A 20,935-nucleotide genomic window follows, 5' to 3' on the forward strand; every position below is an offset into this window, starting at 1 on the left:
TTGTCTTGTTACAGACCGACGTGCTGCTGGAACCGGACGATGCTCGAGAATTCGTCGATATCCAGGCTGGCGCCGCCCACCAGGGCGCCGTCCACGTTCGGCTCGCGCATGAAGCCCGCGATATTAGAACCCTTCACGGAACCGCCGTACAGGATGCGGGTCTTGTCGGCCACATCCTGGCCCAGCGTCTCCGTGAGCACGAGACGCAGTTGCGCCGCCACCTGCTCGGCCTGCTCCGGCGTTGCCGCCTTGCCGGAACCGATCGCCCAGACGGGCTCGTAGGCGACGACGAAGTCGGCCGCGTTGGTCACGCCGGCCAGGGCCGCGCGCAACTGGGCGACCGGTACGGCGCTCGGGCCGTGCAGTTCCAGGTCCGCGGCAGACTCGCCGACGCAGATGATCGGAACCAGGTTGTGCTTGAGCGCTGCCGTGACCTTCGCCGCGACGATTTCGTCAGTCTCGGCGTGCAGTGTGCGGCGCTCGGAGTGACCGATCAACACATACTTGCACTCAAGCTGCGCGAGGAACGCGCCGGAGATCTCACCGGTGTACGCACCCGAATCCTGGGCCGACAGGTCCTGGCCGCCGAAGGCGATCGGGAGCTTGTCAGCGGAGACGAGCGTCTGCACGGAGCGGAGGTCGGTAAACGGTGGGAACACCGCGACCTCGACCGCTGCGACATCGTGCTTCGCATCCTTGAGATTCCAGGCGAGCTTCTGGACGAACGCGATGGCCTGGAGGTGGTCCAGGTTCATCTTCCAGTTTCCGGCAATCAGCGGAGTGCGCCGTGGGTGTTCGTTTACTGCCATCCGAGGACCTCCAGTCCTGGCAGGCGCTTACCCTCGAGGAACTCGAGGCTCGCGCCGCCGCCGGTAGAAATGTGACCGAACTGGTCATCGGTGAAACCGAGGATGCGCACGGCCGCGGCCGAATCTCCACCACCGACGACACTCAGGCCGTCGACCTCGGTCAGCGCGCCGGCCACCGCACGGGTGCCCTCCGCGAACGGCGCCAACTCGAACACGCCCATCGGGCCGTTCCAGAAGACCGTCTTCGACGACCGGATGATGTCGGCGAACGCCGCAGCGGTCTCCGGTCCGATGTCCAGGCCGAGACCGGAGGCACCGAACGTGGTGCTCTCGATCGCGTCGGCCGGGCTGACCGCCACCTCGGCGTCTGCCCCGAACTTGGAGGCGACGACGATATCCGTCGGCAGCACGATCCGCACGCCCAGGCGCTCCGCTTCCTGAAGGTAACCGCGAACGGTTTCGATCTGGTCGGCCTCCAGCAGGCTTGCGCCCACCTTGTGGCCCTGAGCGGCGAGGAACGTGTACGCCATGCCGCCGCCGATGAGCAGCGAGTTGACGCGGGGCAGCAGGTGCCCGATGACGCCGAGCTTGTCGGACACCTTCGAGCCGCCCAGAACGACCGCGTACGGCACTTCGGGCTTCTCGGTGAGGCGGTTCAGGACTTCGAGCTCAGCGGCGATCAGGAGGCCGGCCGCGCTGGGAAGGATCCCGGCGAGGTCGTACACACTGGCCTGCTTGCGGTGCACGACGCCAAAGCCATCCGAGACGAGCACATCGCCCAGAGCGGAAAGCTCCGTGGCGAAGGCGCCGCGCTCGGCGTCGTCCTTGGCGGTCTCCCCCGCGTTGAAGCGGAGGTTCTCGAGAACAACCACGTCACCGTCGGTGAGGGCGGCAACGGCAGCCTGAGCCGACGCCCCGACCGTGTCCGTGGCGAATGCCACGTCCGCGCCCAGGAGCTCGCCGAGACGGTCGGCAACGGGAGCCAGGCTGTACTTGGCTTCCGGTGCGCCCTTCGGGCGACCGAGGTGCGACACGATCACAACTCGCGCGCCCTGCTCGATGAGGGCCTTGATGGTGGGCAAGGATGCCCGGACGCGCCCGTCGTCGGTGATCTGACCGTCTTGCAACGGCACATTCAGGTCACAACGGACGATGACGCGCTTTCCGCCGAGCTGCCCCAGTGAATCAATAGTACGCAGCGTCACTGCGGACTCCGTTAGAGGCTCTTGGCGACGAGCGCGGTGAGGTCAACCATGCGGTTGGAGAAGCCCCATTCGTTGTCGTACCATGCGGACAGTTTGACCTGGTCGCCGATGACGCGAAGCAGGCCGGCGTCGAAGATCGAGGAGTGCGGGTCGGTGACGATGTCACTGGAGACGATCTCGTCTTCCGTGTACATGAGGATGCCCTTGAGGGGACCCTCGGCGGCAGCCTTGTACGCGGCCTTGATGGCCTCGACGGTGACGGGACGCTCAGCAACGACGGTGAGGTCGGTGATGGAGCCGGTGGGAACCGGAACGCGCAGCGCGAAGCCGTCAAGCTTGCCCTTGAGCTCAGGCAGAACCAGGCCGAGGGCCTTGGCGGCACCGGTCGAGGTCGGAATGATGTTCAGAGCGGCCGCGCGGGCACGACGCAGGTCAGAGTGCGGGCCGTCCTGCAGGTTCTGGTCGGCCGTGTACGCGTGGATCGTGGTCATCAGGCCGTGCTTGATGCCGAAGTTGTCGTTGAACACCTTCGCGAGGGGCGCGAGGCAGTTCGTGGTGCACGACGCGTTGGAGATGATGTCGAACTTGGCCGGGTCGTAGTCCGCCTCATTGACGCCCATGACGATGGTTGCCGCATCGCCGGAGGCCGGAGCGGAAACGATGACCTTCTTGGCACCGGCGGTGATGTGCTTGCGCGCATCCTCGGCCTTGGTGAAGCGTCCGGTGGATTCGATCACGATGTCGACGCCCAGGGCTGCCCAGGGCAGGTTGGCGGGGTCGCGCTCGGCAAGAACCTTAATCGGCTTGCCGTTGACGAGGATGGTGTCTCCATCGACCTCGACGGTGGCGGGAAGGCGACCGGTGATGGAGTCATATTTAAGAAGGTGAGCCAGCGTCTTCGCCACGGTGAGGTCGTTCACGGCGACGATCTCGATGTCGCTGCCCTGGGCCAGGACGGCGCGAAAATAATTACGGCCAATGCGGCCAAATCCGTTAATACCAATCTTTACAGACACGAATGTCTCCTATTCTTGTGCGCCGAGGCGCGTTGTGGTGGGTGAATCGGACGGGATGCGGGCCCCCGTTGGGGCCGACTCCTCTCAGGAAAGGAGCAGCAGTCCGGCGGTCTTTTCTCGTGCGATGGTGAAGCGTTCCTGGACGTTGGCCCAGTTGACGATGTTCCAGAACGCCTTTACATAGTCCGCACGAACGTTGCGGTAGTCGAGGTAGTACGCGTGCTCCCAGACGTCGAGCATCAGCACCGGAATCGTGCCGGCCGCAAAGTTGGCCTGCTGGTCGAAGAACTGCTGAATGATCAGGCGCTGGCCGATCGAGTCCCAGGCGAGAACCGCCCAGCCGGAGCCCTGTACGCCAAGGGCCACGGCCGCGAAGTGGGCCTGGAACTTGTCGAAGGAACCGAAGTTGTCCTCGATCGCGCTAGCCAGGTCACCGGTGGGCTTATCTCCGCCATCGGGCGACAGGTTGGTCCAGAAGATCGAGTGGTTGACGTGGCCGCCGAGGTTGAACGCGAGGTCCTTCTCGAGCTTGTTCACAAAGGTGAGGTTGCCGCTGTCGCGAGCCTCGGCCAGCTGGGCCAGGGCTGTGTTGGCCCCGGTGACGTAGGCCTGGTGGTGCTTGCCGTGATGGAGTTCCATGATGGTGCCGCTGATGCTCGGCGCAAGGGCCGAGTAGTCGTAGGCCAGAGCCGGAAGTGTGTATTCAGTCAAGATGCATCTCCTCTGTAGTTGTCGGCGCGTAACGCTCCGCCACCCGTTCGTGAGCAACAATTCCAGTCTACTCAGGATGCGCTGTGGCTGTGACGAACGTGGATGAACGCTGAACGCCGGGCAGGTCAGACGTCATCGAGGTCGGCCGGGAGGTTCGCGTCCGTGCCCGGGATGCCCAGGTCGGCGGCCTTCTTGTCGGCCATGGCCAGCAGGCGACGGATGCGGCCGGCGACGGCATCCTTCGTCATGGGCGGGTCCGCGTGGTGACCGAGCTCGTCGAGGCTGGAGTCGCGGAAGGAGAGGCGCAGCTCGCCCGCATAGCGGAGGTGCTCCGGGATCTCCTCGTCAAGGATTTCCATGGCGCGCTGCACGCGCGCGCACGCGGCCACCGCGGCCTGAGCGGAGCGGCGCAGGTTCGCGTCGTCGAAGTTGACCAGTCGGTTCGCAGTCGCGCGCACCTCGCGACGCTGGCGGAGGGCCTCCCAGTTGAGCACGGTCTCCTGCGCCCCCATCTGCACGAGCATGGCGCCGATGGCGTCGCCGTCGCGGATGACGACCCGGTGCACGCCCCGAACCTCACGCGCCTTGGCGACGACTCCGAGGCGGCCGGCGGCTCCCACGAGGGCCATGGCAGATTCGTTCCCGGGGCAGGTGACCTCCAGCGCCGCCGAACGACCCGGGTCGGTCAACGAGCCGTGGGCGAGGAAGGCTCCACGCCAGACAGCGGCGATCTCTTCCTTCGAGCCCGTGGTGAGCCGGTTCGGCAGACCGCGAATCGGGCGCCGTCTCGCGTCGAGCAGCCCGGTCTGGCGCGCGAGGGTTTCGCCGCCGTCAAGCACTCGCACCAGGTAGTGGCTGGCGCGCCTCAGGCCGGCGGCGGGGATCACGGTCACGTCGCTGCGCACGCCGTAGAGCTCAGCGAGGTCTTTGCGCACCCTCCTGGCGAGGAGAGGGGTGTCGAGCTCTGACTCGATGGCGATCCGGCCGGAAATCATGTGCAGTCCGCCGGAGAAGCGGAGAATGGTGGCAAGTTCCGCTGCACGCACCGTGGTCTTTGAAATTTCGACGCGAGCAAGCTCGTCTTTGACGTCGGCGGTGAGTGCCAATCGCTTGTCCATTCTGTCGTCCTGGCCTGATGTGGGGCCGAGTTGTAGTCGTTCTGGCCGGAGTGGGCGTCTGCGGGATGCAGTCGCCCATGACCGGGTTATTCCCGTCCGAGGTCGCGATTCTTGACGCTGACCGCGACACCGGGGAAGTCCTTGACCAGGGCCGCGATTTCCGCGGCCATGGCGACCGAGCGGTGCTTGCCGCCCGTGCACCCGACCGCGATGGTCGCGTGGCGTTTGTTCTCCCGCTGGTACCCCGCGAGGACCGGTTCCAGGGCCGCCGCGTAGTGCGAGATGAACTCCCGCGCCCCGGTCTGGGCGAGAACAAAATCCCGCACCTCGGAGTCTTGGCCGTTGTGGCTGCGCAGTTCGGGAACCCAGAACGGGTTGGGAAGGAAACGCACATCGGCGACCATGTCGACGTCGGTGGGAAGGCCGTACTTGAAGCCGAAACTCATCAGCGTGACGTGCACCCCGGCGGCGTCCTCGGCGGCGAAGCGGTCCGAGATCGACGTGGCCAGCTGGTGGATGTTGAGATCGGAGGTGTCAATGACGAGGTCGCAGGACTCGCGCACGGCGCTGAGCTTGACGCGCTCGGCCGCGATGCCGTCAAGGATCGTGCCGTCGCCCTGCAGCGGATGCGGTCGTCGCACGGATTCGAACCGTCGCACGAGCACGTCGTCGCGGGCTTCGAGGAAAATGACCCGCACCTGGGACGTCTTCCGCAGCGAGTGCAGGATCTCCTGGAAATCGGTGAAGAAGTCTCGGCCGCGGATATCGACCACGGCGGCGATCTTCGGCAGGCTGGTGCCGGCCCGGCCGACGAGTTCGGCCAGCGGGCGCAGCATCTGCGGCGGAAGGTTGTCGACGACGTACCAGCCCAGGTCTTCCAGCGCGTTGGCCACGGTGGAGCGGCCTGCGCCGGACATCCCCGTCACGATAAGCATTTCCTGCCTGTCGTTCTCCGTTGTCATTCTGGACTGCGCCTTCGATCGGGTGGAACCTGAGTGTCCAGCCTACCGATCAGCCGGACCGTTCAGGCGCGCAAGTGGCGATGAATCGCCTCGGCCAGCACCGGACCGATGCCGCGAACGTCGGCAATCGCCTCCGCCGGCGCCTCCTTGAGCCGGGTGACGGAGCCGAAATGCTGCAGGAGCACCTTGACTCTGGCCGGGCCGAGACCGGGGACCTCGCCCAGCACCGACGTGATGTCCCGCTTCCTTCTCGAGCGCTGGTGCATGATCGCGAACCGGTGCGCCTCGTCGCGGATGCGCTGGATCAGGAACAGGGCGTCACTGTTGCGCGGCAGGATCACCGGGTAGTCGGAGTCCGGCAACCAGATTTCCTCGAGCCGCTTCGCGATTCCGCACAGCTGGATACCGGTGACGCCGGATTCGCGCAGCGCCCGCGCCGCCGCGGCCACCTGAGGCTGGCCGCCGTCGACGATGAGCAGGTTCGGCTGGTACCGGAACTTCTTGCGCTTCACCGTGGCATCGGCCTCGCTCTCCGGCGCCGCTTCCTCGTCGGGGATCAGGTAGGCCAGGCGGCGGGTAAGCGTGCGGTAGATGGAGTCCGTGTCATCCGTGGACTCGGGGATGCTGAACCGGCGGTACTCGTCGGTTCGCGGCAACCCGTCTTCGAACACCACCATGGAGGCGACGATGTTGGTGCCGCTCAGGTGCGAGACGTCGTAGCATTCCATCCTGAGCGGCGCAGACGGCATCTCCAACGCCTCCTGGATGTCTTCGAGGGCCTTGGACCGGGCGACGAAGTCGGAGCTCCGCCGGGTCTTGTAGAGCATCAAGGCATGCTTGGCGTTCTGGGTTGCCGTGGCGAGCAGGGCGGCCTTCTCGCCCCGCTGGGCAGCGACAAGCCGGACCTTGCGTTTGCCGACGCCGGCCAGCCAGGTTTCCAGCGCCGCGGCGTCGTCGGGCAACTCCGGCACAACGATCTCCCGCGGAGGCACGGCTCCGGAGCCGTAGGCCGTCAGCATGATCGAGTCGATCAGGTCGCTCGTCGTGAGGTCCAGTTCCTTGTCGACCATCCAGCCGCGCACACCGCGGATGCGGCCGCCCCGCACGATGAACAGCTGCACCGCCGCGGCGAGTTCATCCTGGTCGATGGCGAACAGGTCGATATCGACGCTGTCGCGGAGCACGACGGCGCTCTTCTCCAGAACGGCGTTCAGCGCCCGCACCTGGTCGCGCCGTTTGGCGGCGACCTCGTAGTTCTGGCCCACCGCGGCATCCTTCATCTCCGCGGTCAGCTGGTTGATCAGCTTGCGATCCTGGCTGCCCATGAAGCTGACGAACTCATTTACGATCACCCGGTGCTCCTCGATGGAGACCAGGCCGGAACAGGGGCCGAAGCACCGCCCGATCTGCCCGCCGAAGCAGGGCTTGCCGGACTGAATGGCTCGTTTGTAGTTGGCGTTGTTGCAGGTGCGGATGGGGAAGGCTTTGAGCATCAGCTCGATTGTCTCGTGCACGGCCCAGACCTTCGGGTACGGTCCGAAATACCGGGCGCCGCGGATGCCGGTGGTGCGGGTGACGAGAGCCCGCGGCGCCTCGTCGGCGAGGGTCACCGCGAGGTACGGGTAGGACTTGTCGTCCTTGAACCGCACGTTGAAGGGCGGGTCGAACTCGTTGATCCAGGTCCACTCCAGCTGGAGGGCCTCGACCTCGGTGCCGACGACCGTCCACTCAACCGAGCTGGCCGTGGTGACCATGCGCCGGGTGCGCTCATGCAGGCTGCTCAGCGGGGCGAAGTAGTTCGCGAGCCGCGCCCGCAGGTTCTTGGCCTTGCCGACATAGAGTACCCGCCCGGTTTCGTCACGAAATCGGTACACCCCGGGACTCGTGGGGATCTCGCCCGTCTTGGGGCGGTAGCTCAGCGCATCGGACATGATGGTTCCTGAGGCGGTCAGTGTGCCGCCAGGATCTCCTTCAGGAACATGCCCGTGTGGCTCTTCTTCACGGTGGCGACGTGCTCCGGGGTTCCGGTGGCAAGCACGCGGCCCCCGCCGGAGCCGCCCTCGGGACCGAGGTCGATCACCCAGTCGGCGGATTTTATCACGTCGAGGTTGTGCTCGATCACGATCACGGTGTTGCCCTTGTCGACCAGGCTGTTCAGCACAAGCAGCAGTTTGCGCACGTCTTCGAAGTGCAGGCCGGTCGTGGGCTCGTCGAGCACGTACACGCTGCGGCCATTGGACCGGCGCTGCAGCTCGGTGGCCAGCTTGACGCGCTGGGCCTCGCCGCCGGACAGCGTCGTGGCGCTCTGGCCGAGGCGCACGTAGCCGAGGCCGACCTCGACGAGGGTGTTCAGGAACCGGTGGATGGACGAGATCGCCTCGAAGAAATCGGCGGCCTCGCTGATCGGCATGTCCAGCACCTCGGCGATGCTTTTACCCTTGTAGTGCACGGTGAGGGTGTCGCGGTTGTAGCGCGCTCCCCCGCAGACCTCGCAGGCAACGTAGACGTCGGGCAAGAAGTTCATCTCGATTTTGATCGTGCCGTCGCCGGAGCAGGCTTCGCAGCGGCCGCCCTTGACGTTGAAGCTGAACCGGCCGGGCAGGTAGCCGCGCGCCTTAGCCTCGATCGTCTCGGAGAAGAGGGTGCGGATCTTGTCGAAGACGCCGGTGTAGGTGGCAGGGTTGGAGCGCGGCGTGCGCCCGATCGGGGCCTGGTCGACGTGGATGACCTTGTCGAGCTGCTCGAGCCCGGTGACGCGGGTGTGCCGGCCGGGGAGTTTACGGGCGCCGTTGAGCCGGTTGGCCAGTACCCGGTACAGGATGTCGTTGACGAGAGACGACTTGCCCGATCCGCTGACGCCGGTCACGGCCGTGAACGTGCCGAGCGGGAAGCTGACCGACACCTTCTTGAGATTGTTGGCCTCCGCGCCGATAACCGAGATTTCGCGCGCCGGGTCGATCTCGCGCCGGGTGGCCGGGGTCGGGATGGACCTGCGGCCGGCAAGGTAGTCCCCGGTCAGTGACTCCGTGTTGGTGAGCAGGTCGGCGTAGGAACCGGAGTGCACGACATGGCCGCCGTTGACGCCGGCGCCCGGGCCGATGTCGACGACCCAGTCGGCCGTCTTGATGGTGTCTTCGTCGTGCTCAACCACGATCAGGGTGTTCCCGAGGTCGCGCAGGGTTACCAGGGTCTCGATCAGCCGTCGGTTGTCGCGCTGGTGCAGGCCGATGCTCGGTTCGTCGAGCACGTACAGCACCCCGGTCAGGCCGGACCCGATCTGGGTGGCCAGACGGATGCGCTGCGCCTCGCCGCCGGACAGGGTCGCCGCGGCCCGGGCCAGGTTGAGGTAGTTCAGGCCGACGCGGATCAGGAAGTCCAGGCGCGCCTTGATCTCTCGCAGCACCTGCGCGGCGATGACGGCCTCCCGGTCGGTCAGCTCGAGCTTGTTCATGAAATCGCGGGCGTCGGTGAGACTGAGGTTGCAGACATCCGCGATGCTGGCCCCGTGCACGAGCACGGCGAGGACCTCGGGCTTGAGCCGGGTTCCGGAGCAGACGGGGCAGTCGACTTCGCGCAGGTATTCTCCCCAGCGGGCGCGCTGGGTGTCGGACTCCGCTTGCAGGTACTGACGTTCAATGTAGGGCACGACGCCCTCGAAGCCGGAGGTGTAGCTCATCTCCCGGCCGTAGCGGTTCTTCCACTTCACCTTGACCTCGAAGTTGTCGCCGCGCAGAACGGCGTCCTGCACCTCGGCGGGCAGTTCGCCCCACGGGGTGTCGAGGGAGAAGTCCAGGTCGCGGGCGAGCCCGTCGAGGAGCTTCTCGTAGTACTGGAACAGTCCCTTGCCCTGCGTGGTCCAGGGCAGCACGACGCCGTCCGCGATGCTGAGCTCGGGGTCGCCGAGCAGCAGGTCTGCGTCGACCGACATGCGCGTGCCGAGCCCGGAGCACTCAGGGCAGGAGCCGAAGGGCGCGTTGAAGGAGAATGTGCGCGGCTCGATCTCGGTGAGCTGCACGGGGTGGTTGTTGGGACAGGAGAGCTTCTCCGAGTAGCTTTGCCAAGCCTCGTCGCCCTCCCGGTCGACGTAGTTGATCTGCACGATGCCGTCGGTCAGCTTGAGCGCCGTCTCAAGGGAGTCTGTGAGCCGGCTCAGCAGGTCGGGGCCGGCGACCAGACGGTCGATGACCACAGAGATGTCGTGTTTGAGCTGCTTCTTCAGAACGGGCGGCTCGTTGAGCTGGATCGGGGTGCCGTCGACGATGGCGCGGGAATAACCGCCCGCTGCCAGTTCCTTGAACAGGTCGACGAACTCGCCCTTTTTCTGGGATACGACCGGGCTGAGCACCTGGTAACGGACGCCCTCATCGAGTCCCATCAGCTGGTCGGCGATCTGCTGCACGGTCTGTGCCTGGATGACCTCGCCGCAGACGGCGCAGTGCGGCACACCGATGCGCGCCCAGAGCAGCCGCATGTAGTCGTAGACCTCGGTGATGGTGCCCACGGTCGACCGAGGGTTGCGGTTGGTCGACCTCTGGTCGATGGAGACGGCAGGGCTCAGGCCCTCGATGAAGTCGACGTCGGGTCGGTCGACCTGGCCCAGGAACTGCCTGGCGTACGCGGACAGCGATTCGACGTAGCGCCGCTGGCCCTCCGCGAAGATGGTGTCGAACGCGAGCGAAGACTTGCCCGAGCCGGACAGTCCCGTGAAGACGACGAGCGAATCGCGCGGGATCTCGAGGTCCACGTTGTGCAGGTTGTGCACACGGGCACCACGAACGTTGAGTTTTGATCCGGTCTCTACCTTGGAAATTGACACCATTTGATTCTATGCAGCGTCACGCGTCCAACCCTGCGAATCAGCACGCCCTGAGCGAACAAATGTTCGAAGTCTACCCAGCCACGTCCAAACATCCGATCAGATGTGGCCGGCCTTCTCCATCTGGCGCAGCTCGCGCTTCAGCTCGGACACCTCGTCGCGGAGCCGGGCCGCGAGCTCGAACTTGAGCTCCCCCGCCGCCTCGAGCATCTGGCCGTTCAGGTCGGCGATAATCGACTCAAGGTCGTTCGCGCCGTTCGCGGCCAGTCCCTGCCGGCGCGGAGTCGCCGCGACGCCCTTGCGGCGGGTGTCGCGACCGGCCAGGAGCTCGGCGGTGTCCGCCTCTTCCCGAGCGAGAACCTCGGTGATGTCAGCGATCCGTTTGCGCAGCGGGGTGGGATCGATGCCGTGAAGGGTGTTGTAGGCCACCTGCTTTTCGCGGCGGCGGTCGGTCTCGTCGATCGCGCGCTCCATCGAGGCCGTGAGCCGGTCGGCGTACATATGCACCTCGCCGGAGACGTTGCGGGCCGCGCGGCCGATGGTCTGGATCAGCGAGGTCGCCGAACGGAGGAAGCCCTCCTTGTCGGCGTCGAGGATGGCGACAAGCGAAACCTCGGGCAGGTCGAGCCCCTCGCGGAGCAGGTTGATGCCCACGAGGACGTCGTAGACGCCGGCCCGCAACTCAGTGAGGAGTTCGACGCGACGGAGCGTGTCGACATCCGAGTGCAGGTACCGCACCCGCACGCCGGCCTCGGTGAGGAAGTCAGTGAGTTCCTCGGCCATCTTCTTGGTGAGCGTGGTGACCAGGACGCGTTCGTTGCGGTCGACGCGCTTGTGGATCTCCTCGAGAAGGTCGTCGATCTGGCCCTTACTGGGCTTGACGATGATCTGCGGGTCGATCAGCCCGGTGGGACGGATGATCTGTTCAACGATGCCGTCGGCGATGCCCAACTCGTACTTGCCGGGGGTGGCGGAGAGGTAGACGGTCTGGCCGACGCGCCCCTTGAACTCCCCGAATTTGAGCGGTCGGTTGTCGAGGGCGCTCGGGAGCCGGAACCCGTGATCGACGAGTGTGCGCTTGCGCGAGGAGTCGCCCTCGTACATGGCGCCGATCTGCGGCACCGTGACGTGGGACTCGTCGATGACCATCAGGAAGTCGTCAGGAAAATAGTCGAGCAGGCAATGCGGCGCCTCCCCCGGTTGCCGCTGGTCGATGTGCCGGGAATAGTTCTCGATGCCGGAGCAGAAACCGATCTGCTCCATCATCTCCAGGTCAAACTGCGTGCGCATGCGCAGGCGCTGGGCCTCGAGCAGTTTGCCCTCGCGCTCCAGCTGCTCAAGCCGTTCGGCGAGCTCCTCCTGAATGGTGCCGATGGCGCGCTCCATCACGTCCGTGCTGGCCACGTAGTGCGAGCCGGGGAAGACGGCAACGGAGTCGAGCTTCCTCACGATGTCGCCGGTGAGCGGATGCAGGCTGTAGAGCGCCTCGATCTCGTCGCCGAACATCTCGATCCGGATGGCGAGTTCTTCGTACATCGGGATGATCTCGATGGTGTCGCCGCGCACCCGAAAGTGGCCGCGGGAGAAGTCGATGTCGTTGCGCTGGTACTGCATGGCAACGAACTTGCGGATCAGCCAGTCCCGGTTGACCTGTTGACCGACCTGTAGAGCGACCATGGCCTCGAGGTAGCCTTCGGGCGTGCCGAGGCCGTAAATGCAGGAGACCGTGGAAACCACGATGACGTCGCGCCGGCTGAGCAGGGAGTTCGTGGTGGAGTGCCGTAGGCGCTCGACCTCCGCGTTGATCGAGGAGTCCTTCTCGATAAAGGTGTCGGTCTGGGGCACATAGGCCTCGGGCTGGTAGTAGTCGTAATACGACACGAAGTACTCGACGGCATTGTTGGGCATCAGCTCACGGAATTCGTTCACGAGCTGCGCGGCGAGGGTCTTGTTATGGGCGAGCACCAGGGTCGGCCGCTGCACCTGTTCGATCAGCCAGGCCGTGGTCGCCGATTTGCCCGTTCCGGTGGCGCCGAGCAGCACGATGTCGGTCTCTCCGGCGTTGATGCGGCCGGCCAGCTCGGCGATCGCTGTGGGCTGGTCGCCGCTCGGCGTGTACTCGCTCACCACCTCGAACGGATTAACAGAGCGCGTGGGTTCCATGCTCGTCAGTCTACGGAGCGCCTCTGACAATGCGCTGCTGACCCTGACCCCGCACCTGGTCCCACAGCACGTCGACCTGCTCCAGGGTCTGCTCAAGAGTGCCGCCCGTGTCGATGACGACGTCGGCGATCCTGTGACGGTCGGCGTCACTGGCCTGGGCGCGGATCCGGCGCTCCGCTTCGCCGACATCCATCGCCCGCAGCTCCACCATGCGGCGCACCCGGGTCGGCTCGTCGGCCTGGGTGACGACGACGAGGTCGAAAGGATGGTCGACGCCTGCCTCCACCAGCAGGGGCACGTCGTACACGACGATCGCGTTGCGGTCGGCATCTTCCGCCTCGCGGATCAGTGCGTTCGAGCGCGCACGCACCTCGGGGTGCACGATCGCGTTGAGGCGGTCCAACGCCTCCGGGTCGCGGAACACGACCGCGCCGAGCGCCACCCGGTTCAGGCTGCCGTCGGGCAGCAGCACCGCGTCACCGAAAGCATCCGCGATCTTGACAAGCCCCGGGGTGGCGGGCCCGACCACGACCCGCGCGAGTTGGTCGGCGTCGATGTGCACGGCCCCGTGCTGCACTAGCCGCCGCGCGACGGTGCTTTTTCCGGATGCGATCCCGCCGGTCAGTCCAATCAAGTACACACTTGCCATGCTAACGGCCCTCGATGGACGAACCGGCATCCGCCGGCGAAGCGAAAAAAGGCCGCACCCCGGAGGGTGCGGCCTTCGGTCAGCTCGTTGCTAGTTGGAGCTGGAGAGCTTCTCGCGCAGTGCTGCGAGGGCCTCGTCGTCCGCGAGCGTGCCGGCGCCGGCCGTCTCGTTCGAGAAGGTGTTGCCTGCGGCGGACGGGACATCGCCGACGGCGGTGATCTCGTCGTTCGCGGAGGCAACCTGCTTCTTGTGGGCTTCCCAGCGAGCCTGGGCTGCAGCGTAGTCCTGCTCCCACTTCTCACGCTGGGTCTCGAAGCCTTCGCGCCACTCGTTGGTCTCCGGGTCGAAGCCCTCGGGGTACTTGTAGTTGCCCTGGTCGTCGTACTCGGTGAGCATTCCGTAGAGCGCCGGGTCGAACTCGGTGCCCTCGGGGTCGACACCGTCGTTGGCCTGCTTGAGGCTCAGCGAGATGCGGCGACGCTCGAGGTCGATGTCGATGACCTTGACGAAGACCTCGTCGCCGACCGACACGACCTGCTCGGCGAGCTCGACGTGCTTGCCGGAGAGCTCGGAGATGTGAACGAGTCCCTCGATGCCCTCGGCAACGCGAACGAACGCGCCGAACGGAACGAGCTTGGTGACCTTACCCGGTGCAACCTGGCCGATGGCGTGGGTGCGAGCAAAGACCTGCCACGGGTCTTCCTGCGTGGCCTTGAGGGAGAGCGACACGCGCTCGCGCTCGAGGTCGACCTCAAGGATCTCGACGGTGACTTCCTGGCCAACCTCGACGACTTCGCTGGCGTGCTCGATGTGCTTCCAGCTGAGCTCGGAGACGTGAACCAGACCGTCAACGCCACCCAGGTCGACGAACGCACCGAAGTTGACGATCGACGAGACAACGCCCTTGCGGACCTGTCCCTTCTGAAGGTTGTTGAGGAACGTGGTGCGGCTCTCGGACTGAGTCTGCTCGAGCAGCGCACGACGGGACAGCACGACGTTGTTGCGGTTCTTGTCGAGTTCGAGGATCTTGGCCTCGATCTCCTGGCCCAGGTACGGGGTCAGGTCGCGAACACGGCGCAACTCGATGAGCGAGGCCGGGAGGAACCCGCGAAGTCCGATGTCCACGATGAGGCCACCCTTGACAACCTCGATGACCGAACCGGTGACAACGCCATCCGACTCCTTGATCTTCTCAACGTCGCCCCATGCACGCTCGTACTGAGCGCGCTTCTTGGACAGGATGAGGCGGCCTTCTTTGTCTTCCTTCTGAAGAACGAGGGCCTCAACCAGGTCGCCGACCTTGACGACCTCAGAGGGGTCGACGTCGTGCTTGATGGAAAGTTCGCGGGAGGGAATGACACCCTCGGTCTTGTAGCCCACGTCGAGGAGAACCTCGTCGCGGTCGATCTTCACCACGGTGCCCTCGATGAGGTCTCCGTCGTTGAAGAATTTCAGAGTCTTTTCGACCGCGGCAAGAAAGTCTTCAGCAGATCCAATGTCGTTGATGGCGACCTGCTTGGGTGCCCGTTCGGTCGTTGCGTTTGTCATGTAGTAGTTGCTCCAGGATGGACATAGTTCGGGCCACACACGGGAAAAACTCGTGCTCGTGCACCATGCATGGCGGTGGACAGTTCGTCACAAACGTGACAGTCAAGCTTACCTGTTTGCGGGAGAGGCCGGCAACTTGCCCGTCCCCACCGAAACTACGCCGATCGACCCCGAACGTTAGCCGAGCATCGCCGCCTGGAGGGTGTCCAGGCCGACCCCGCCGAGATCGAGGGCCTTGCGGTGGAACTCCTTGATCGAGAAGGCGTCGCCCTCGCGCTCCCTGTACCTGTCCCGCAGCTGCTCCCAGATGCGCTGGCCGACCTTGTAGGACGGGGCCTGCCCCGGCCAGCCGAGGTACCGGTTCACCTCGAACTTGACAAAGCTCGCGTTCATGTTCACGTTCCGGCCCAGGAACTCCAAGGCGTAGTCGGCGGTCCAGGGGCCCGAACCGTCGGGCAGCTGCTTCTCGAGGTGCACGCCGATGTCGAGGACGACGCGGGCGGCGCGCATCCGCTGCCCGTCCAGCATGCCGAGACGGTCGGCCGGGTCGTCGAGGTAGCCCAGCTGCTCCATCAGACGTTCCGCGTAGAGCGCCCAGCCCTCGGCGTGACCCGAGGTGCCGGCCAGCTGGCGGCGCCAGGTGTTCAGCTTGGCCCGGTTGTAGACGGCCTGGCCGATCTGCAGATGGTGGCCGGGCACGCCCTCGTGGTAGACGGTGGTCAATTCGCGCCAGGTGTCGAATTCGGTGATCCCGATCGGCACCGACCACCACATCCGGCCCGGGCGGGACAAGTCGTCCGTAGGCCCGGTGTAGTAGATGCCGCCTTCCTGGGTGGGGGCGATCAGGCACTCGAGGCGTTTGATCTCGTCGGGGATGTCGAACTGGGTCTCGGAGAGCTCGGCGACGGCTCGGTCGCTGGTCTCCTGCATCCATTTCTGCAGGGCGTCGGTGCCGTGCAGCTTGCGGCTGGGTTCGGTGTCGAGGAACGCAATGGCCTCGGGCACGCTCGCGCCCGGCTTGATCAGGTCGGCGATGCTCTCCTGCTCGGCGACCATCCGCGCCAGCTCCTCCACGCCCCACTCATAGGTTTCGTCGAGGTCGATGGTCGCGCCGAGGAAACGGCGGGACTGCAGCAGGTAGAGGTCGCGACCGATGGCGTCGCGGGTGGGGGCCCTACCCTCGAGCTCGGTGCCGAGGAAGTCCGCCAGCGTTCCATAGGCCGCGGCCGCGACACGCGCCCGGGTGTCGAGATCCTTGGCCAGCGAGGCCGGGAGCGCTCCCGTGTCGTGGCCGGCGTTGGCGGCGAACTCGGCGAAGAAGCCGTCGTTCGCCGCGTGGCGCCGGGCCTGCAGGATGACTTCCTGCACCTGACGCCGGGCAGGCATACTGCCGCGCTCGATGCCGAGACGCAGGGTCTGGATGTAGCCGTCGATGGCCCCGGGCAGGGCGCGCAGACGGGCGGAAACGGTGTCCCAGTCGGCGACGGTGGCGGTGGGCATCAGGTCGAAGACCTCCCGGATGCCCTGGGCCGGCGACGCGATCACGTTCAGGTCGCGCAGCGGCAATCCGGCTTCGGCGCTCTCGACGTCGAGGGCGAGCGAGCTGCGCAGGTCGGTGCGGGTGACGACGTCGACGTCGTCGACGGCCGTGGCCGCGTCGAGGCGGGTGATGAGGGATCGGGCCGCGTCGACCCTGCGGTCCAGGCCGTCCGGGGAGTAGTCGCCGAAGCGGCCGTCAACCTCGGTGCGGCCGATGTACGTGCCCACGGTCGGGTCGATGTCGACGAGGGTGTCCACCCAGTCCTCGGCGATCCGGTCGATCGCCGTGGGGGTGCGCTGCTTGTCGGTTGTCATGACCCGAGCCTAGAACACGCGCTCGACCGCGGGCGGAGCGCCGGACCTCGCATTCGGGCGGCTGGTAGTCGCTGCCTAGTGGGCGGCGGCATCCCAGTTGTCGCCGCGGCCGACCTGCACGTCGAGCGGCACCAACAGGTCCGCTGCGGTCTCCATCCGGTGCGTCACGACCTGGCGGAGCGCATCCCACTCCCCCGGGGCAACCTCAAAGATCAGTTCGTCGTGTACCTGAAGCAGCATGCGCGACTCCAAATTGCCGTCGACCAGGTCCACGGCGATCCCGTTCATCGCGATCTTCATGATGTCGGCGGCCGACCCCTGGATCGGCGCGTTGAGGGCCGCGCGCTCCGCGTTCTCGCGTACGACCCGGTTGGCGCTGTGCAGCTCGGGGAACGGGCGGCGGCGGCCGAATATGGTGGCCGTGTAACCATCTATTTTGGCCTGCTCGACGACATTGCGCAGGTAGTCGCGCACCGCGCCGAACCGGGCGAAGTAGTCTGTGATGAGCTGCTTGGCCTCCTTCGTCTCGATGCGCAGCTGCCGGGACAGCCCGAAGGCGCTCAGTCCGTAGGCCAGGCCGTAGGACATGGCCTTGACCTTAGAGCGCATCTCGTTCGTGACGTCTTCCGGCGCCACGCCGAACACGCTGGCGCCGACGAACCGGTGCAGGTCTTCGCCGGCGTTGAAGGCCTCGATCAGTCCCGCGTCGCCGGAAAGGTGCGCCATGATGCGCATCTCGATCTGCGAGTAGTCGGCGGTGAGCAGGCATTCGGCCCCGTTGGCCGCGTGGAATGCGGCCCGGATGCGGCGGCCCTCCTCGGTGCGCACCGGAATGTTCTGCAGGTTGGGGTCGGTGGAGGAGATCCGACCGGTGGCCGTGCCGATCTGCACGTACGTGGTGTGGATACGGCCCGTCTCGTCGATGGCCTTGTCCAGGGTCTCCACGATCTGGCGCAGCTTGGTGGCGTCGCGGTGCTGCAACAGCATGTCAAGGAACGGATGCGGGTTGCTGGCCTGCAGGTCGGCCAGAGCCCCGGCATCCGTGGAGAACCCGGTCTTGTTCGCCCGGGTCTTGGGCATGCCGAGCTGGTCGAACAGCACCTCCTGCAACTGCTTGGGTGAACCGAGGTTCACCTCGCGGCCGATCTCGGCGTAGGCGCCGGCGGCCAACCCGGCGGCGCGCTCGCCCAGCTGGCCGGACAGTGCCGACAACTGGTCATGGGAGACGGCCACGCCGGCCAGTTCCATGTCGGAGAGTGCCAGCAGGGTGGGCATCTCGATGGTTGTGAGCACCTCGCGGGACCCGTCGTCGAGCAGCGCGTCGATGGCCGCGGCCACCCGGAACGTGTACCAGGACTCCACCGGCACGCCCCCGGCCTCGTTCTCGGCCGGGATCAGCTGGTTGGGGTCGGTCACCGGCAGGGTTTCGCCCAGGTATCGCAAGACGAGGGTGGCGAGGGTTTTGTCCGGCACCCCGGGGCGCAGTAGCCAGCCCGCGATCAGGCTGTCGAACACCAGCCCCGAAAAGTCCAGGTTGCTGCGGCGGAGCGCCTTGATCTGGCTCTTGGCGTCGTGCATGATCTTGGGCGAGTCGCTGGCCAGCCAGGCCTCGAATGCGAGGTAGTCCGTGCGTCCGGGCTGCCAGGGCAGGTTTACCGACTCGGTCGGTCCGGACACTCCGAAGCCAATGGCCTTGCCCTCGTGTACCTCGACGGAGAGAGCGAGGCCCTGCGGGGAGGCGACCGTGGCCCGGGCGATCCACGCGGCCAGCTCCTCGTCGAGCAGGTCCTGGGCGGCGGGGGCCTGAGGCGCGGCGACCAGCACTTCCTCCGGCACGACCACGGCGACGCCTTCGGTCGCGCCGGTGCCCTCAAGCTTGATCACGCGGTCAAGCAGGGTGCGAAACTCGAGCCGACCGAACACAGCGCGCACGGCCGGTTCGTCGATGGGGCACCGCACGAGGTCGGAGAGTTCCACCGGGAGGTCGAGGTCGGTGACGAGGTGGTTGAGCCGCCGGTTGCGGATCGCGTTCTCTTTCTGCTCGCGCAGGTTGTTGCCGACGACGCCCTTGATCTCCTCGGCGTGTTCCAGGATGCCGTCGAGGCTGCCGTAGAGGCCGAGCCACTTCACGGCGGTCTTCTCCCCCACCTTGGAGATCCCGATCAGGTTGTCGCTGGTCTCGCCGACCAGGGCCGCGACATCCGGGTATTTTGCCGGCTCGATGCCGTACTTCTCGCGCACCCGGGCCGGGTCGTAGCGGGTGAGCGCCGAGACGCCCTGGCTGGCCGGGTAGAGCAGGGTGACGTTTTCGTTGACGAGTTGGATCGTATCCCGGTCCCCCGAGACCACCAGGACATGGAAGCCTTCCTGGTTGCCGCGCACGGACAGTGTTGCGAGGATGTCGTCGGCCTCGAAGTCTTCCTTGGTCAGCGTCGTGATGTTCATCGCAGCCAGGGCCTCCTGCAGCAGCGGCACCTGCCCGATGAACTCGCTTGGCGTGCTGGCCCGCGTGCCCTTGTAGTCGGCGTATTCGCGCGTGCGAAAGGAGAACCGCGAGATGTCGAACGCCACGGCGATGTGCGTGGGCTTCTCGTTGCGTAGCAGACTGAGCAGCATGGACAGGAACCCGTGGATGGCGTTGGTGTGCTGCCCGTCGTGGTTCTGGAAACTGTCCACGGGGAGGGCGTGGAACGCCCGGTAGGCCAGGGAATGGCCGTCGATGATCATCAGGGTAGGCTTTTCGGAATCTGACACAGAGACAGCCTACAAGCGTCATCCGGCGCGGGCAGGTGCAGCGACCGAAGGTGACTATGATCCACCAGACCACGGACGCCCTCGAGTGGGTCCAGCAGCGGGGAGCCGGCTCCCTGGCCGAAAAGATGGGCATCGAGTTCGTCGAGTTCACGATCGAGCGGGCCGTCGCACGGATGCCCGTCGAGGGCAACACGCAGCCCGCGATGCTCCTGCACGGTGGCGCCTATGTCGTGCTGGGCGAGTCGCTGGGCTCGATGGCCGCCAATCTGCACGCCGGTCCCGGCCGCCTGGCGGTGGGGATCGAGATCAATGCCACGCATACCCGGTCGGCGACGTCGGGCTTCGTCACGGGTGTCTGCACGCCGGTGCACCTGGGCCGTACGCTCACGACGCACGAGATCGCGGTCACGGATGATCAGGGCCGGCGCTGCTCGACGATCCGGATCACCAATCTGATCAAGGAACTGACGAACCGGCCCGAGGCGCAAGACCCGAGGCGCGAAAAACGGCCAGGCATCAACCCCGAAGGGTGATCTGCCCGGCCGCCGAAGGTTACTTCTTGGCGCTGAGTTGCTCGATAATCGCCTGGGCGACGTCGTGCATGGTGAGCCGGCGGTCCATGGACGCCTTCTGGATCCACCGAAAGGCCTCGGGCTCGGTGAGCCCCATCTTCTCGTTCAGCAGGCCCTTGGCCCGGTCGACGAGCTTGCGGGTCTCGAAGCGCTCGACGAGGTCGGCCACCTCGGCCTCGAGGGTGATGATCTGGCTGTAGCGCGACAGCGCGATCTCGATGGCGGGCAGCAGGTCGTTCGGGGTGAACGGCTTGACCACGTAGGCCAGCGCGCCAGCTTCCGTGGCGCGCTCGACGAGTTCTTTCTGGCTGAACGCGGTCAGCAGCACGACGGGGGCGATGTGCGCCTTGGTGATGCGCTCGGCCGCGGAAATTCCGTCGAGGTGCGGCATCTTCACGTCCATGATGACCAGGTCGGGCCGCAGCTCGGTGGCCAGGGCGACAGCGGTTTCTCCGTCGCCGGCTTCACCGACCACCTCGAATCCGGCGTCACGGAGGATTTCGACGATGTCGAGGCGGATGAGGGACTCATCCTCGGCAACGACAACGCGGCGAGGAGGTACTGGGGTGGAGTCTTGGTCGGTCACGGGGGAAAGCCTACGGTATTCTGGAGCAGGTGTTGTGAGCCGGTGTGGCGGAATGGCAGACGCGGAGCACTCAAAATGCTTTGTTCGCAAGGACGTGTGGGTTCGAGTCCCACCACCGGTACCAACACCCCCAGGCAGAAATTCCCGCCGAGACGGGCCGTTTCGGCTCTGC

General features: G+C 66.0%; 15 protein-coding genes and 1 tRNA gene. 2 read left to right on the forward strand and 14 right to left on the reverse strand.

The window, feature by feature from the left end; genetic code table 11:
• Positions 1-8: 8 nt before the first annotated feature.
• The 13 genes from tpiA to polA all read right to left on the reverse strand — a co-directional run bounded on the left by tpiA (position 9) and on the right by polA (position 19,605).
• Positions 9-809 carry a triose-phosphate isomerase gene (tpiA, locus tag CXY82_RS11035; RefSeq protein ID WP_104170979.1) on the reverse strand — a complete coding sequence of 267 codons (801 nt, stop codon included), beginning with the start codon at positions 807-809 and terminating at the stop codon, positions 9-11.
• The gene (gene pgk / locus CXY82_RS11040) at positions 800-2,014 is read right to left on the reverse strand and encodes a phosphoglycerate kinase (RefSeq protein WP_104170980.1); all 1,215 of its coding nucleotides are present in this window, start codon (positions 2,012-2,014) and stop codon (positions 800-802) included. Before pgk ends, tpiA begins: the two co-directional genes overlap by 10 nt.
• A gap of 11 nt (positions 2,015-2,025) precedes the next feature.
• A complete protein-coding gene (gene gap / locus CXY82_RS11045; protein ID WP_104170981.1) occupies positions 2,026-3,030 on the reverse strand; it encodes a type I glyceraldehyde-3-phosphate dehydrogenase in 1,005 nt (334 codons plus the stop codon).
• 84 nt (positions 3,031-3,114) lie between these two features.
• A complete protein-coding gene (locus CXY82_RS11050; protein WP_104170982.1) occupies positions 3,115-3,741 on the reverse strand; it encodes a superoxide dismutase in 627 nt (208 codons plus the stop codon).
• A 125-nt stretch (positions 3,742-3,866) separates the two neighbouring features.
• Entirely contained in the window at positions 3,867-4,847 is a 981-nt protein-coding gene (gene whiA / locus CXY82_RS11055) for a DNA-binding protein WhiA (RefSeq protein WP_104100550.1), read from the reverse strand.
• 98 nt (positions 4,848-4,945) lie between these two features.
• Entirely contained in the window at positions 4,946-5,821 is an 876-nt protein-coding gene (rapZ, locus tag CXY82_RS11060; RefSeq protein ID WP_104100549.1) for an RNase adapter RapZ, read from the reverse strand.
• A gap of 62 nt (positions 5,822-5,883) precedes the next feature.
• The gene (gene uvrC, locus CXY82_RS11065) at positions 5,884-7,752 is read right to left on the reverse strand and encodes an excinuclease ABC subunit UvrC (RefSeq protein ID WP_104170983.1); all 1,869 of its coding nucleotides are present in this window, start codon (positions 7,750-7,752) and stop codon (positions 5,884-5,886) included.
• A 17-nt stretch (positions 7,753-7,769) separates the two neighbouring features.
• The gene (gene uvrA / locus CXY82_RS11070) at positions 7,770-10,637 is read right to left on the reverse strand and encodes an excinuclease ABC subunit UvrA (protein WP_233199303.1); all 2,868 of its coding nucleotides are present in this window, start codon (positions 10,635-10,637) and stop codon (positions 7,770-7,772) included.
• Between the two features lie 99 nt (positions 10,638-10,736).
• Entirely contained in the window at positions 10,737-12,800 is a 2,064-nt protein-coding gene (gene uvrB, locus CXY82_RS11075) for an excinuclease ABC subunit UvrB (protein ID WP_104170985.1), read from the reverse strand.
• Between the two features lie 10 nt (positions 12,801-12,810).
• Positions 12,811-13,440 carry a dephospho-CoA kinase gene (gene coaE, locus CXY82_RS11080; protein ID WP_104100572.1) on the reverse strand — a complete coding sequence of 210 codons (630 nt, stop codon included), beginning with the start codon at positions 13,438-13,440 and terminating at the stop codon, positions 12,811-12,813.
• 99 nt (positions 13,441-13,539) lie between these two features.
• On the reverse strand, positions 13,540-14,997 hold the full coding sequence (rpsA, locus tag CXY82_RS11085) for a 30S ribosomal protein S1 (protein WP_104170986.1): 1,458 nt from the start codon (positions 14,995-14,997) through the stop codon (positions 13,540-13,542).
• Positions 14,998-15,174: 177 nt separating this feature from the next.
• On the reverse strand, positions 15,175-16,851 hold the full coding sequence (locus tag CXY82_RS11090) for a DUF885 domain-containing protein (RefSeq protein WP_104170987.1): 1,677 nt from the start codon (positions 16,849-16,851) through the stop codon (positions 15,175-15,177).
• 75 nt (positions 16,852-16,926) lie between these two features.
• Positions 16,927-19,605: a DNA polymerase I gene (gene polA / locus CXY82_RS11095; RefSeq protein WP_104170988.1), complete on the reverse strand. Its 2,679-nt coding sequence runs from the start codon at positions 19,603-19,605 to the stop codon at positions 16,927-16,929.
• A 56-nt stretch (positions 19,606-19,661) separates the two neighbouring features.
• On the opposite strand from polA, the gene CXY82_RS11100 reads away from it, so the two are divergent.
• Positions 19,662-20,138 (forward strand): hotdog fold thioesterase, encoded by a 477-nt coding sequence (locus CXY82_RS11100; RefSeq protein WP_104170989.1) that lies wholly within the window; start codon positions 19,662-19,664, stop codon positions 20,136-20,138.
• Between the two features lie 19 nt (positions 20,139-20,157).
• Here CXY82_RS11100 and CXY82_RS11105 read toward each other — a convergent pair whose 3' ends face one another.
• Positions 20,158-20,763, reverse strand: coding sequence for an ANTAR domain-containing response regulator (locus tag CXY82_RS11105; protein WP_104100541.1), 606 nt, complete (start codon positions 20,761-20,763; stop codon positions 20,158-20,160).
• A gap of 38 nt (positions 20,764-20,801) precedes the next feature.
• Here CXY82_RS11105 and CXY82_RS11110 point away from each other — a divergent pair.
• Positions 20,802-20,887, forward strand: a tRNA-Leu gene (locus CXY82_RS11110).
• Positions 20,888-20,935 lie beyond the last annotated feature (48 nt).

It is taken from the genome of Cryobacterium sp. M23 (assembly GCF_002929655.1).
GTDB classification, from domain to species: domain Bacteria; phylum Actinomycetota; class Actinomycetes; order Actinomycetales; family Microbacteriaceae; genus Cryobacterium; species Cryobacterium sandaracinum.

Excerpts from the sequence above, each read along its gene's own strand:
- rpsA (WP_104170986.1), bottom strand. The coding sequence starts at position 14,997 with ATGACAAACGCAACGACCGAACGGGCACCCAAGCAGGTCGCCATCAAC.
- CXY82_RS11090 (WP_104170987.1), bottom strand. The coding sequence starts at position 16,851 with ATGACAACCGACAAGCAGCGCACCCCCACGGCGATCGACCGGATCGCC.
- CXY82_RS11100 (WP_104170989.1), top strand. The coding sequence starts at position 19,662 with ATGATCCACCAGACCACGGACGCCCTCGAGTGGGTCCAGCAGCGGGGA.
- tpiA (WP_104170979.1), bottom strand. The coding sequence starts at position 809 with ATGGCAGTAAACGAACACCCACGGCGCACTCCGCTGATTGCCGGAAAC.
- uvrC (WP_104170983.1), bottom strand. The coding sequence starts at position 7,752 with ATGTCCGATGCGCTGAGCTACCGCCCCAAGACGGGCGAGATCCCCACG.
- rapZ (WP_104100549.1), bottom strand. The coding sequence starts at position 5,821 with ATGACAACGGAGAACGACAGGCAGGAAATGCTTATCGTGACGGGGATG.
- uvrB (WP_104170985.1), bottom strand. The coding sequence starts at position 12,800 with ATGGAACCCACGCGCTCTGTTAATCCGTTCGAGGTGGTGAGCGAGTAC.